The organism is Serratia sp. MYb239, from assembly GCF_002966855.1.
In the GTDB taxonomy this organism is placed as follows: Bacteria; Pseudomonadota; Gammaproteobacteria; order Enterobacterales; family Enterobacteriaceae; genus Serratia_B; species Serratia_B rhizosphaerae.
Genome location: NZ_CP023268.1, coordinates 4390658 through 4404752 on the forward strand (window position 1 = coordinate 4390658; position 14095 = coordinate 4404752).

The 14095-nt window shown below is 61.3% G+C and carries 11 protein-coding genes and 1 other RNA gene; 10 read left to right on the forward strand and 2 right to left on the reverse strand.

Annotated features, from left to right (window positions below):
• The first annotated feature begins 17 nt into the window (after nucleotides 1-17).
• The 6 genes from CLM71_RS20985 (at nucleotide 18) to narI (ending at nucleotide 8950) form a co-directional block, all read left to right on the forward strand.
• On the forward strand, nucleotides 18-542 hold the full coding sequence (locus tag CLM71_RS20985; RefSeq protein WP_199776390.1) for a TetR/AcrR family transcriptional regulator: 525 nt from the start codon (nucleotides 18-20) through the stop codon (nucleotides 540-542).
• 283 nt (nucleotides 543-825) lie between these two features.
• On the forward strand, nucleotides 826-2214 hold the full coding sequence (gene narU / locus CLM71_RS20990) for a nitrate/nitrite transporter NarU (protein ID WP_105232729.1): 1389 nt from the start codon (nucleotides 826-828) through the stop codon (nucleotides 2212-2214).
• A gap of 82 nt (nucleotides 2215-2296) precedes the next feature.
• Nucleotides 2297-6037, forward strand: coding sequence for a nitrate reductase subunit alpha (locus CLM71_RS20995; protein WP_105232730.1), 3741 nt, complete (start codon nucleotides 2297-2299; stop codon nucleotides 6035-6037).
• Nucleotides 6034-7578, forward strand: coding sequence for a nitrate reductase subunit beta (narH, locus tag CLM71_RS21000; RefSeq protein WP_105232731.1), 1545 nt, complete (start codon nucleotides 6034-6036; stop codon nucleotides 7576-7578). Before CLM71_RS20995 ends, narH begins: the two co-directional genes overlap by 4 nt.
• Nucleotides 7578-8273, forward strand: a complete 696-nt coding sequence (narW, locus tag CLM71_RS21005; protein WP_105232732.1) for a nitrate reductase molybdenum cofactor assembly chaperone — start codon at nucleotides 7578-7580, stop codon at nucleotides 8271-8273. The genes narH and narW overlap by 1 nt, the downstream gene beginning before the upstream one ends.
• On the forward strand, nucleotides 8270-8950 hold the full coding sequence (gene narI / locus CLM71_RS21010) for a respiratory nitrate reductase subunit gamma (RefSeq protein ID WP_105232733.1): 681 nt from the start codon (nucleotides 8270-8272) through the stop codon (nucleotides 8948-8950). The genes narW and narI overlap by 4 nt, the downstream gene beginning before the upstream one ends.
• 62 nt (nucleotides 8951-9012) lie before the next feature.
• Here narI and rnpB read toward each other — a convergent pair.
• Both rnpB and rsmI read right to left on the reverse strand, forming a co-directional pair.
• An RNA gene (rnpB, locus tag CLM71_RS21015) (RNase P RNA component class A) lies at nucleotides 9013-9390 on the reverse strand.
• A 120-nt stretch (nucleotides 9391-9510) separates the two neighbouring features.
• Complete coding sequence (gene rsmI / locus CLM71_RS21020) at nucleotides 9511-10374, reverse strand: 16S rRNA (cytidine(1402)-2'-O)-methyltransferase (RefSeq protein ID WP_105232734.1); 864 nt, start codon at nucleotides 10372-10374, stop codon at nucleotides 9511-9513.
• A 62-nt stretch (nucleotides 10375-10436) separates the two neighbouring features.
• Between rsmI and CLM71_RS21025 the strand changes: the two genes are divergently transcribed.
• The 4 genes from CLM71_RS21025 to dolP all read left to right on the forward strand — a co-directional run bounded on the left by CLM71_RS21025 (nucleotide 10437) and on the right by dolP (nucleotide 14090).
• Nucleotides 10437-12488, forward strand: a complete 2052-nt coding sequence (locus tag CLM71_RS21025) for a penicillin-binding protein activator (RefSeq protein WP_105232735.1) — start codon at nucleotides 10437-10439, stop codon at nucleotides 12486-12488.
• Entirely contained in the window at nucleotides 12485-12838 is a 354-nt protein-coding gene (locus CLM71_RS21030) for a YraN family protein (protein WP_197952332.1), read from the forward strand. Before CLM71_RS21025 ends, CLM71_RS21030 begins: the two co-directional genes overlap by 4 nt.
• Before the next feature lie 72 nt (nucleotides 12839-12910).
• On the forward strand, nucleotides 12911-13501 hold the full coding sequence (gene diaA, locus CLM71_RS21035) for a DnaA initiator-associating protein DiaA (protein ID WP_015961975.1): 591 nt from the start codon (nucleotides 12911-12913) through the stop codon (nucleotides 13499-13501).
• A gap of 13 nt (nucleotides 13502-13514) precedes the next feature.
• Nucleotides 13515-14090: a division/outer membrane stress-associated lipid-binding lipoprotein gene (dolP, locus tag CLM71_RS21040; protein ID WP_105232737.1), complete on the forward strand. Its 576-nt coding sequence runs from the start codon at nucleotides 13515-13517 to the stop codon at nucleotides 14088-14090.
• Nucleotides 14091-14095 lie beyond the last annotated feature (5 nt).

Consider the following 14095-nt stretch of genomic DNA (forward strand, 5'->3'; position numbering starts at 1 on the left):
GCGGCAACGGAGTGATTTTGCCTGGTGCAATTCTCTCTGCAGCGTTGGAGATGCTAGATACACTAGGGCCAGAAGCCTTTACAATGCGCGCTTTGGCGACGAGATTACGCATCAATCCGATGACGATCTACTACTATTTTGGCGATCGGGACGGCTTGATCGCCGCTATGGCAGAGAGGGTATATCAAGAGGTTACCGCCCCGCCAGATGACGATCCCCTCACCCGACTGGCGGGGTTGTTGCAGGCTTACCACAGCCAGGTATTGCAGCACCCCGGACTAACGCTGCTGATTTTCAGCCGGCCCAAGGTATTCCCCAAACAGGCCAGAAGGATCACCGCTGACATTACACAACTGCTGCACCGAAGCGGGTTGTCGTCAGCAGGTGTCCGGCGATGGGTCGGTATACTTGTCGATTTCACCCATGGTGCCGCGCTGGCAATGGCGACAGAGGAACAGCCGGCTATTGAACGCAACACTGCTGCTAAAAACTACGCTGAAGCGCTGGCTGAATTGTTGAATGCTCTAAAAAATCGCCAATAACGGCCTTATCACGATGGCTCTTACTGCCGCCCCCATCATTCTACTGAGCTTTGCCAGTTCTCCCCATCCTGACAATATTCTGCATAGATATTGATGTATTTAAATATTTATGGTTACAAAAATTTACACTCATAACCCCACAGAATAAGTCGATATATCACATAAGCGGCATTCTTCATCTACGCTTCAATCTAAAACCCGTTCGACAGGTTAAAAAATAACCCGCCGGGCAATTATAATATTCAATCGTGTTTTCATTAGGTTAGCCATTTAGTGAGGGCATATGTCGCAACAAACTGAGAAAGATAATCCCTATCTTTTGCGTGACTGGCGGCCGGAGAACGAGGCCTTCTGGAACAATAAAGGTAAAGGCATCGCGCGTCGTAATCTGGTGATTTCCGTTTTTTGTCTGCTGCTGGCGTTCTGCGTCTGGATGCTGTTCAGCGCCGTGGCCGTTAACCTCAACAAGGTGGGGTTTCACTTCACCACCGACCAGCTGTTTTTACTGACCGCACTGCCCTCGCTCTCCGGCGCGCTGCTGCGCGTGCCCTACTCGTTTATGGTGCCGATGTTCGGCGGCCGCCACTGGACGGTGATCAGCACCGTGATTTTGGTGATCCCCTGCGTGGCGCTCGGCATCGCCATTCAGCACCCTGCCACGCCTTACTGGGTGTTTATCGTTATCGCCCTGCTGTGCGGCTTTGCCGGCGCCAACTTTGCCTCCAGCATGGGCAATATCAGCTTTTTCTTCCCGAAGGCCCGGCAGGGCAGCGCGCTGGGGATTAACGGCGGCCTCGGCAATCTGGGCGTCAGCGTGATGCAGATGATCGCGCCGCTGGTGATCCTGCTGCCGCTGTTTACCTTGCTCGGCGTACCGGGCGTCGCTCAGGAAGACGGCGCCACGCTGTGGCTGGCCAACGCCGCCTGGATCTGGGTGCCGCTGCTGCTGGTGGCCACTCTGGCCGCCTGGGTCGGCATGAACGATATCGCCAGCTCGAAAGCTTCGATCGCCGAACAGCTGCCAGTGCTAAAGCGCCTGCACCTATGGCTGTTAGGGCTGCTGTATCTGGCCACCTTCGGTTCGTTTATCGGTTTTTCCGCCGGCTTCGCCATGCTGGCCCAGACGCAGTTTCCCGAGGTGGATATTCTGCAGCTGGCGTTTTTCGGCCCGTTTATCGGCGCGCTGGCGCGTTCGATGGGCGGCGTGATCTCCGACAAGCTGGGCGGCGTGCGCGTCACCCTGATCAACTTCGTGTTTATGGCACTGTTTACCGCCCTGCTGTTCCTGACCCTGCCCGGCAGCGGCTCCGGCAGTTTCCTGGCGTTCTATCTGGTGTTTATGGGGCTGTTTCTCACCGCCGGGCTGGGCAGCGGCTCTACCTTCCAGATGATCGCCGTGATCTTCCGCCGCATCACCATCGACAGGGTGAAGGCGCGCGGCGGCAGCGATGAACAGGCGCAGCACGAAGCGGTGACCGATACCGCCGCCGCGCTAGGCTTTATCTCCGCCATCGGCGCCGTCGGCGGCTTCTTTATTCCCAAAGCCTTCGGCACCTCACTGGCGATGACCGGCTCGCCGGTCGGCGCGATGAAGGTCTTTCTCGTGTTTTACGTCGTTTGCGTGCTGGTGACCTGGTTGGTTTACGGTCGCCGCGCGCCTGCCAAGAAATAATCGACCCGTTGCAGCGGGCCCAATCAGCAATCTGTGAGCAGTGTAACCACAGGGTGTGAGCAGCCCTGTCAGGAGAAATGTCATGAGTAAGCTACTCGATCGCTTTCGCTACTTTAAGCAAAAAGGCGACACGTTTGCGGACGGCCACGGCCAGGTGATGGACAGCAACCGCGACTGGGAAGACAGTTACCGGCAGCGCTGGCAATTCGATAAAATCGTCCGCTCTACCCACGGGGTCAACTGCACCGGCTCCTGCAGCTGGAAGATCTATGTCAAAAACGGCCTGGTTACCTGGGAAACCCAGCAGACCGATTACCCGCGCACCCGCCCCGATATGCCCAACCACGAACCACGCGGCTGCCCGCGCGGCGCCAGTTACTCCTGGTATCTCTACAGCGCTAACCGCCTGAAGTATCCGCTGGTGCGCAAGCGCCTGATTGAACTGTGGCGTGAAGCCCTGCAGCAGCACGGCGATCCGGTCGCCGCCTGGGACGCCATCCAGAGCGATCCGCAAAAAACCGCCGGCTACAAACAGGTACGCGGCCACGGCGGTTTTGTACGTTCCAACTGGCGCGAGCTGAATCAGCTGATTGCCGCGGCCAACGTCTGGACCATCAAACACTACGGCCCGGATCGCGTGGCCGGCTTCTCGCCGATCCCGGCGATGTCGATGGTCTCCTACGCCGCCGGCACCCGCTATCTGTCGCTGATCGGCGGCACCTGCCTGAGTTTTTACGACTGGTACTGCGACCTGCCGCCGGCCTCGCCGATGACCTGGGGCGAACAGACCGACGTGCCGGAATCCGCCGACTGGTACAATTCCAGCTACCTGATCGCCTGGGGCTCGAACGTACCGCAGACCCGCACGCCGGACGCGCACTTCTTTACCGAAGTGCGTTACAAAGGCGCCAAAACCATTGCCATCACGCCCGACTACTCCGAGGTGGCGAAGCTGTGCGACCAGTGGCTGTCGCCCAAGCAGGGCACCGACAGCGCGCTCGCCATGGCGATGGGACACGTGATTTTAAAAGCCTTCCACCTGGATAACCCCAGCGACTATTTCCTCAACTACTGCCGGCGCTACACCGATATGCCGATGCTGGTGATACTGGAAGCGCGCGAAGACGGCAGCTACGTGCCGGGCCGCATGCTGCGCGCCGCCGATCTGGTCGGCAACCTGGGGGAAAGCAACAACCCGGAATGGAAAACGGTGGCGTTCAGCCAGACGGGCGAACCGGTGGCGCCCAATGGTTCCATCGGTTTCCGCTGGGGCGAAAAAGGCAAATGGAACCTGGAACCGCTGGCGGCCGGCGCAGAAACGGAGCTGCGGCTTTCCCTGCTGGGCGAGCACGATGAGGTGGCCGGCGTCGCCTTCCCTTACTTCGGCGGCAATGAGAACCCGCACTTTCGCAGCGTGCCGCAGACGCCGGTGCTGGTGCATCAGCTGCCGGTCAAACGCCTGACGCTGGCCGATGGCGGCGAAGCGCGGGTCGCCTGCGTGTACGATCTGCTGCTGGCCAACTACGGCCTGGACCGCGGACTGGACGACCCCCACTGCGCGCAGGATTTCTCAGAGATCAAAGCCTATACCCCGGCCTGGGCCGAGCAGATCACCGGCGTGCCGCAGCAGCATATTGAGCGTATCGCCCGGGAGTTCGCCGATAACGCGCATAAAACCCACGGCCGCTCGATGATTATTCTCGGCGCCGGGGTCAATCACTGGTACCACATGGACATGAACTACCGCGGCATGATCAATATGCTGGTGTTCTGCGGCTGTGTGGGACAAAGCGGCGGCGGCTGGGCGCACTATGTCGGCCAGGAGAAGCTGCGGCCGCAGACCGGCTGGCTGCCGCTGGCGTTCGCGCTGGACTGGAACCGCCCGCCGCGGCAGATGAACAGCACTTCCTTCTTCTACAACCACGCCAGCCAGTGGCGCTACGAAAAACTCACCGCCCAGGAGCTGCTCTCCCCGCTGGCCGATGCCGGCCGCTTCAGCGGCCACCTGATTGACTTTAACGTGCGCGCCGAGCGCATGGGCTGGCTGCCCTCCTCCCCGCAGCTCAACCTGAACCCGCTGCGCATCAGGGCGCAGGCCGACGCCGCAGGCATTTCCCCGATCGATTACACCGTGCAGGCGCTGAAAACCGGCGATATCCGTTTCGCCTGTGAACAACCGGACAGCGGCGGCAATCACCCGCGCAACCTGTTTGTCTGGCGCTCCAACCTGCTGGGCTCCTCCGGCAAGGGCCATGAATATATGCTGAAGTACCTGCTCGGCACCGACAGCGGCATTCAGGGCGAGGCGCTGGGTGAAACGGACGAGGTGAAGCCGGAAGAGGTCGAGTGGCAGCAGGCGGCCATTGAAGGCAAGCTGGATCTGCTGGTCACCCTCGATTTCCGCATGTCCAGCACCTGTCTGTTCTCCGATATTGTGCTGCCGACCGCCACCTGGTATGAAAAGGACGATATGAATACCTCGGATATGCATCCGTTTATTCACCCGCTGTCCGCCGCGGTCGACCCCGCCTGGGAATCAAAAAGCGACTGGGAAATTTATAAGGGCATCGCCAAGGCGTTTTCCGAGACCTGCGTCGGTCACCTGGGACAGGAAACCGATGTGGTGCTGCAGCCGCTGCAGCACGACTCGCCGGCGGAGCTGGCGCAGCCGTTCGACATCCAGGACTGGCGCCACCATGAGTGCGATTTGATCCCCGGCAAAACCGCGCCGAATATCGTAGCGGTAGAACGCGACTACCCCGCCACCTATGAGCGCTTTACCTCCCTCGGCCCGCTGATGGATAAGCTGGGCAACGGTGGCAAGGGCATCAGTTGGGAAACGCAGAACGAGGTGGCGTTCCTCGGTAAGCTCAATTACACCAAAACTACCGGGCCGGCCAAGGGGCGACCGCTGATCGACAGCGCGCTCGACGCCTCAGAGGTGATCCTGACGCTGGCGCCGGAAACCAACGGCCAGGTGGCGGTGAAAGCCTGGCAGGCGCTCGGCGAGTTTACCGGCCGCGACCACACCCACCTGGCGCGCAATAAGGAAGAGGAGAAGATCCGCTTTCGCGATATTCAGGCGCAGCCGCGCAAAATCATCTCCAGCCCGACCTGGTCAGGGCTGGAGAGCGAACACGTTTCGTATAACGCCGGCTATACCAACGTCCATGAGCTGATCCCGTGGCGCACGCTGTCCGGCCGCCAGCAGCTGTATCAGGATCATCCGTGGATGCGCGCCTTCGGCGAAAGCCTGGTGGCCTACCGTCCGCCGATCGATACCCGGAGCGTCAGCAAAATGCGCGCCGTGCCGCCCAACGGCTTCCCGGAAAAAGCGCTGAACTTCCTGACGCCGCACCAGAAATGGGGCATCCACTCCACCTACAGTGAAAACCTGCTGATGCTGACGCTGTCGCGCGGCGGGCCGATCGTCTGGCTGAGCGAAGCCGACGCCCGCGAGCTGGGCATAGAGGATAACGACTGGATCGAGGCCTTCAACGCCAACGGCGCACTGACCGCCCGCGCGGTGGTCAGCCAGCGCGTGCCGCCCGGCATGACCATGATGTACCACGCCCAGGAGCGCATCATGAATATCCCCGGCTCCGAGGTAACCGGCATGCGCGGCGGCATCCACAACTCCGTCACCCGCGTCTGCCCCAAACCCACCCATATGATCGGCGGCTACGCCCAGTTGGCCTACGGCTTTAACTACTACGGCACCGTCGGCTCGAACCGCGACGAATTCATCATGATCCGCAAGATGAAAAACGTTAACTGGCTGGATGATGAAGGTCACGATCAGGTACAGGAGCCGAAAAAATGAAAATACGTTCGCAAGTGGGCATGGTGCTCAACCTCGATAAATGCATCGGCTGCCATACCTGTTCGGTCACCTGTAAAAACGTCTGGACCGGGCGCGAAGGGATGGAGTACGCGTGGTTCAACAACGTGGAGACCAAGCCGGGCATCGGCTACCCGAAAAACTGGGAGGATCAGGACACCTGGCAAGGCGGCTGGATCCGCAAGATCAACGGCAAACTGGAGCCGCGCCTCGGCAGCCGCGTCGGCGTGCTGTCCAAGATCTTCGCCAACCCTAACCTGCCCGGCATCGACGACTATTACGAACCTTTCACCTACGACTATCAACATCTGCACAGCGCGCCGGAAAGCAAGCATCAGCCCACCGCCCGGCCGCGTTCCCTGATCAGCGGCCAGCGCATGGACAAAATCGAGTGGGGCCCCAACTGGGAGGAGCTGCTCGGCGGCGAGTTTGAGAAACGCGCCCGCGATAAAAACTTTGAAGCAATGCAGAAGGAGATGTACGGCGAGTTTGAAAACACCTTCATGATGTACCTGCCGCGCCTGTGCGAGCACTGCCTCAACCCCAGCTGCGTCGCCACCTGCCCGAGCGGCGCGATCTACAAGCGGGAAGAGGACGGTATCGTCCTGATCGACCAGGATAAGTGCCGCGGCTGGCGGCTGTGCATCAGCGGCTGTCCGTACAAGAAAATCTACTTTAACTGGAAAAGCGGCAAATCGGAGAAGTGCATCTTCTGCTATCCGCGCATTGAGTCCGGCCAGCCGACCGTCTGTTCGGAAACCTGCGTCGGCCGCATCCGCTATCTGGGCGTGCTGCTGTATGACGCGGACCGTATTGAGGAGGCCGCCAGCACCGAACATGAAACCGATCTGTATGAACGCCAGTGTGAGGTATTTCTCGATCCGCACGATCCGGCGGTGATCGAAGAAGCGCTGAAACAGGGGATCCCGCAAAACGTCATCGAGGCGGCGCAAAAGTCGCCGGTATACAAAATGGCGATGGACTGGAAACTGGCGCTGCCGCTGCACCCGGAATACCGCACGCTGCCGATGGTGTGGTACGTGCCGCCGCTGTCGCCGATTCAGTCAGTGGCCGACGCCGGTGCGCTTCCGCACAACGGCAATATTTTGCCGGCGGTGGAAAGCCTGCGCATCCCGGTACAGTATCTGGCCAACCTGCTCAGCGCCGGCGATACCGGCCCGGTGCTGCGTGCGCTGAAGCGCATGATGGCGATGCGCCACTACAAACGCTCGCAAACCGTGGAAGGCGTGACGGACACCCGCGCGCTGGAAGAGGTCGGCCTCAGCGTCGAACAGGTGGAGGAGATGTACCGCTATCTGGCGATCGCCAACTATGAGGATCGCTTTGTGATCCCCACCAGCCACCGGGAAATGGCCGAAGACGCCTTCCCGGAACGCAACGGCTGCGGCTTTACCTTCGGCGACGGCTGCCACGGCTCCGACACCAAGTTCAACCTGTTCAACAGCAGCCGCATTGACGCCATCAACATCACCGAAGTGCAGGACAAGGCGGAGGGCAAGTGATGCAAATCCTGAAAGTCATTGGCCTGCTGATCGACTACCCGGACGACGATCTGTGGGCCTGCGCCGACGAGGTGCTGCCGCTGGTCGAGCAACAGGCGCCCGAACTGCTGCCATTTACCCGCACGCTGTTTAGCGCCCCGCTGCTGGACCGGCAGGCGGAATGGTGCGAGATTTTCGACCGCGGGCGCGCCACCTCGCTGCTGCTGTTTGAGCACGTGCACGCCGAGTCCCGCGACCGCGGCCAGGCGATGGTGGAACTGATGGGGCAGTATCAGCAGCAGGGTCTGCAGCTGGCCTGCCGGGAACTGCCGGACTATCTGCCGCTCTACCTGGAATACCTCAGCATTCTGCCCCCCGCGCAGGCGCGGGAAGGGTTGCAGAACGTATCGCCGATTCTGGCGCTGCTCGGCGCCCGGCTGAAGCAGCGCGGCGCGGCGTGGCAGCCGCTGTTTGACGCGCTGCTGACCCTGGCCGACAGCCCGCTGCGCAGCGATAACGCCAGCCGACAGGCGGCAGCGGAAACGCGCGACGACACGCCGCAGGCGATGGACGCCGTGTGGGAGGAAGAACAGGTGAAATTTATCGACGACAACAGCGCCGCCTGCGACAGTTCGCCGCAGCAGAGTTACCAGCGGCGCTTTAGCCAGGACGTCGCGCCGCAGTATGTCGACGTCGGTTCAGGAGGCCCGAAATGATCCCGTTTCTGAACGTCTTCTTTTACGATATCTACCCCTACCTGTGCGGTACGGTCTTTTTGCTCGGCAGCTGGCTGCGTTACGACTACGGGCAATACACCTGGCGCGCCGGCTCCAGCCAGATGCTGGACAAACGCGGTATGCGTCTGGCCTCCAATCTGTTTCATATCGGCATTCTGGGGATTTTTTTCGGCCACCTGTTCGGCATGCTGACGCCGCACTGGATGTACGCCTGGTTCCTGCCGATCGCCGTCAAACAGCAGTTGGCGATGGTGCTGGGCGGCGTGTGTGGCGTACTGACGCTGGTCGGCGGCATGATGCTGCTGGTGCGCCGGCTGTTTAATCCGCGCATCCGCGCCACCTCCAGCACCGCCGATATTCTGATCCTCAGCATTCTGCTGATTCAGTGCCTGTTGGGGTTGTCCACCATTCCCTTCTCCGCCCAGCATATGGACGGCAGCGAGATGCTGAAGCTGGTGGGCTGGGCGCAGGCGGTGGTCACCTTCCAGGGCGGCGCCTCGGCGCATCTGGACGGCGTCGCGCCGATCTTCCGCATCCATCTGGTGCTCGGCATGACCATCTTTCTGCTGTTTCCGTTCACCCGTCTGGTGCACGTCTGGAGTGCGCCGGTGGAGTACTTCACCCGCCGCTATCAGGTGGTGCGCTCGCGCCGCTAGCGCCGGCGGCGTGACAAAAGCAAACGGGCTGACGCAATGCGCCAGCCCGTTTGTTTGAAGAGGAGTGGAGTTGACCGGTAAGCCGGGTTCTGTCGTGGACAGTCATTCCTCTAGGCCAGCAATCGCTCACTGGCTCAAGCAGCCTACCCGGGTTCAGTACGGGCCGTACCATGTGAACCCCTATTTGGCCTTGCTCCGGGTGGAGTTTACCGTGCCACGAACTGTTGCCAGCCGCGCGGTGCGCTCTTACCGCACCCTTTCACCCTTACCTGATCCCGCTTGCGCGGGCCATCGGCGGTTTGCTCTCTGTTGCACTAGTCGTAGGCTTGCGCCCCCCAGGCGTTACCTGGCACCCTGCCCTATGGAGCCCGGACTTTCCTCCCCTCCACCTGTCTCCCCAATGAGGACGGCAGTGAAGCGGCGACTGTCTGGTCAACTCCGGCGCGGAGTATACGCCTCAAGGCACAACAGTGTAAACCTTCTTATATTCGGCCCATCACAGGGCCTCGCCCCTTCGGGGCCGCTGCAAGCAGCGTTCAAATCGGTTCCTGACCGATTTGTCACCCTTCCTGTTGCTCGAGCGCGTATTTATACAACGCATTCTTCTTCACGCCGTGGATTTCCGCCGCCAGCGCCGCCGCTTTCTTCAGCGGCAGCTCCTTGTGCAGCAGCGCCAGCGTACGCAGCGCCTCCGGCGGCAGCGCATCGTCCTGCGCCTTATGCCCTTCGACGATCAGCACCATCTCACCGCGCCGGCGCACCTCGTCTTCCTGCACCCAGGCCAGCAGCTCGCCGACCGGCGCGCCGTAAATCGACTCCCAGGTTTTGGTCAGTTCACGCGCCAGCACCACGTAGCGATCCGGCCCCCACACCGTCACCATATCCTGCAGGCTGTCCAGCAGGCGGTGGGTGGATTCATAGAAAATCAGCGTGCGAGGTTCCTCTGCCAGCGCGAGCAGCGTATCCTTACGTCCCTTGGTTTTCGCCGGCAGGAAGCCTTCGTAACAGAAACGGTCTGAAGCGACGCCGGCGGCGCACAGCGCGGTCGTGGCGGCGCAGGCGCCCGGCAGCGGCACCACGCGGATGCCCGCTTCGCGGCAGCGCCGCACCAGGTGATAGCCGGGATCGTTGATCAGCGGCGTCCCGGCATCGGAAACCAGGGCTATACTTTGACCTTCCTGCAGCTTCGCCAGCAGTTGGTCAGCTTTTTGCTGTTCATTATGGTCGTGCAGGGCAAACAACCGCGCGTTAATCGCGAAGTGTTGCAGCAGCAATCCGGTATGGCGCGTGTCTTCCGCCGCGATCAGATCAACGCTTTCCAGCACCGCTAACGCGCGTTGGGTGATATCCCCCAAATTGCCGATCGGGGTGGGCACCACGTACAGCGTTGATGCAGAAATGACTGATTGTTGGTGTTGATTCATTGTTTCATCCGGATTGCCGATTTAATATTGAGCATCTTGAAAAAAACATCACTGGATACAGTATGCTTTCCTCAAAATTCGTTCGTACCAAAGCAGGGCGTTTTATGCCTGTTATCGTGGCCACCCTGCTGCTTGCAGGCTGCCCAGGCCAGGCTCCGCAGACTCCGCCCGCCAATATTCAGGACGAGGCGAGCGCCAGCTCCGATTACTATCTGCAGCAAATGCAGCAGAGCAGCGATGATAACAAGGCTGACTGGCAATTACTTGCTATTCGCGCATTGTTGCGCGAAGGGAAGCTGCCGCAGGCTAACCAACAGCTGAGCGCGCTGCCGCAGAACCTGAGCGGCGAACGGCAGACGGAGCGCCAGTTGCTGAGCGCCGAGCTGCAAATCGCGGGCAAAAACCTCAGCGCCGCACGCAACACGCTGAACGGCATCGACAACAACACGCTGTCGCCGAACCAGCGCGTACGCTTCTATCAGGCGCAGATCGCCGCCAACCAGGGCAAGGCCTCACTGCCGCTGATCCGCGCCTATATCGCGCAGGAGCCGCTGCTGAACGACAAGGCGCACCAGGATAACCTGGACCAGACCTGGAAGACTCTGCTGGGCCTGACGCCGCAGGATATGAACAGCCTGGTGATCAACGCCGACGAAAACGTGCTGCAGGGCTGGCTGGATTTGCTGCGCGTCTATCAGGAGAACCGTCAGGATCCGGAGATGCTGAAAGCCGGCATCAAGGACTGGCAGAACCGCTATCCGCAAAACCCGGCCGCCAAGTCGCTGCCGACCCAACTGAACCAGGCGCTGAACCTTACCCAGGCGTCCACCTCCAACATCGCCCTGCTGTTGCCGATGAACGGCCAGGCGAAGGTATTTGCCGACGCCATCCAGCAAGGCTTTGAAGCGGCGAAGAACGGCACCGCCGGCGCCCCGGCTCCAGCGCAGCCACAGCCGCAAGCGCAGCCGGCCGGCGGCAGCGCAGAGCAGCCGGTAACGGCGCCTGACGCGCAGTCCGGCGATCTTAACGCCAACGGCGCGGTGAGCACCTCCGCGCCGGCGGAAGAAGCCGCCGCCGCCGCGCCAATCAGCGCCGCGCAGCCAAGCGCCCCGGCCGCAACGCCGGCGCCGGCACAGCCGCAGATGAGCAACGCGCAGATTAAAGTGTATGACACCTCCAGCCAGCCGCTGTCCGCCCTGCTGACGCAGGCGCAGCAGGACGGCGCGACCCTGGTGGTCGGCCCGCTGCTGAAGAACAACGTCGATCAGTTGGCCAGCACCAGCACTTCGCTGAACGTGCTGGCGCTCAACCAGCCGGAAACGCCGCAGGACAGCCCGAACGTCTGCTACTTCGCCCTGTCGCCGGAAGATGAGGCGCGCGACGCCGCCCGCCATATCTGGACGCAGCAGAAGCGTCAGCCGCTGCTGCTGGTTCCGCACGGTTCGTTCGGCAGCCGCGTCGCCAAAGCCTTTGCCGAAGAGTGGCAGAAACAGGGCGGCGGCACCGTGCTGCAGCAGAACATCGGCTCCGTGAATGAACTGCGTCAGTCGGTGCGCTCCGGCATCCGCCTGTCCGGCACCCCGGTGGCCGCCAGCGCTCCGGCGCAGCAGTCGGTCACCGTTGCCGGCCTGACTATCCCGGCGCCGCCGAGCGATATCCCCGCAGCCACCGGCGGCCGAGTCGACGCGGTTTATATCGTCGCCAACCGCTCGCAGCTGACGCTGATCAAGCCAATGATCGATATGAATATCAGCGGTCGCGGCAAGCCGACGCTGTACGCCAGCTCACGCAGCTATCAGGCCGGTTCCGGCCCGGACTTCCGTCTGGAAATGGAAGGCCTGCAGTTCAGCGATATCCCGATGCTGGCCGGCGCCAACCCGCAGCTGATGCGACAGGCCGCCGCTAAGTTCCGCAACGACTACTCCCTGATGCGTCTGTACGCCATGGGCGTGGACGCCTGGCAACTGGCGAACCACTTCTCCGAAATGCGTCAGCTGCCGGGGTTCCAGCTGTCCGGTGCCACCGGCGCGCTGACCGCATCGTCTAACTGCGTGATCAACAGGAAGCTGCCTTGGCTGCAATATCGTCAGGGTCAGATCGTTCCGGCCTCCTGAGCCAACGCACCAAGGGGGCGGGCTATGAAGTACAGGCCCGCCGCTACCTGGAACGCGCCGGGCTCACCTTCGTCGCCGCCAACGTGGCGGTGCGCGGCGGCGAGCTCGATCTGATTATGCGCGACGGCCAGACCTGGGTGTTCGTGGAGGTCCGCTACCGGCGCAACGCCGCCTTTGGCGATGCCGCCGCCAGCGTCACCTATCGCAAACAACAGCGCCTGCTGCGCGCCGCCGCCGTCTGGCTGGCGGGGCGAGGCGCCAGTTTCGACACATCGCCTTGCCGTTTTGACGTTTTGGCCTTCACCGGCAGCCAGTTAGAATGGATACCCAATGCCTTCAATGCGGATTAAGCGTCTGCCGCAGGGCATAGCCGATGAGATAAGTTCTACGTTGCCGGTGCAGCCGGCCTGGATAATGACAACGTGTTAGAAAGAATCAAAACCTGTTTTACCGAAAGCATTCAGACCCAGATCGCGGCGGCGGAAGCGCTGCCGGACGCCATTTCCCGGGCGGCGATGACGCTGGTGCAGTCGCTGCTCAACGGCAATAAGATCCTGTGCTGCGGCAACGGCACCTCCGCCGCCAATGCCCAGCATTTTGCGGCGAGCATGATTAATCGCTTCGAAACCGAACGGCCCAGCCTGCCGGCGATCGCCCTGAACGCGGACAATGTGGTGCTGACCGCCATCACCAACGATCGGTTGCATGATGAAGTGTATGCCAAGCAGGTGCGCGCGCTCGGACAGACCGGCGACGTGCTGCTGGCTATTTCCACCCGCGGCAATAGCCGTGATATTGTGAAGGCCGTTGAAGCCGCCGTCACCCGCGATATGACCATCGTGGCGCTGACAGGGTACGACGGCGGGGAGCTGGCCGGTTTGCTGGGTCAGCAGGACGTAGAAATCCGCATTCCGTCACACCGCAGTTCACGAATTCAGGAAATGCATATGCTGACGGTAAACTGCCTATGCGACCTGATTGATAATACGCTGTTTCCCCACCAGGACGATTGATTAAGGAGTTCGAATGAAGCTTCATACTGTTTACGCCGTGCTGCTAGGCGCTCTGATGCTGCAAGGCTGCGTGCCGGCAGTGGTGGTCGGCAGCGCGGCGGTGGCGACTAAAACCGCGACCGATCCGCGCACTATCGGCACACAGGTTGACGACGGCACGCTGGAAGCGCGGGTCGAAAACGCAATGAGTAAAGACCAGCAACTGAAGAAAGACGCCCGCGTGGTGGCTACCGCCTATCAGGGCAAAGTGCTGCTGACCGGCCAGGCGCCAAATTCTGACCTGTCCGCCCGCGCCAAACAGATCGCCATGGGCGTGGAAGGCGCCACCGAGGTGTATAACGAAATCCGTCAGGGCACGCCGGTCAGCCTGAGCACCGCCTCAGCGGATACCTGGATCACCACGAAGGTTCGCTCGCAGATCCTGACCAGCGACACGGTGAAATCCTCTAACGTGAAAGTGACTACCGAGAACGGCGAAGTGTTCCTGCTCGGCCTGGTGACCGAACAGGAAGGGCAATCGGCGGCGCAGATCGCCAGCCAGGTGAGCGGCGTCAAACACGTCACCACCGCCTTTACCTATGTGAAGTAATGCTC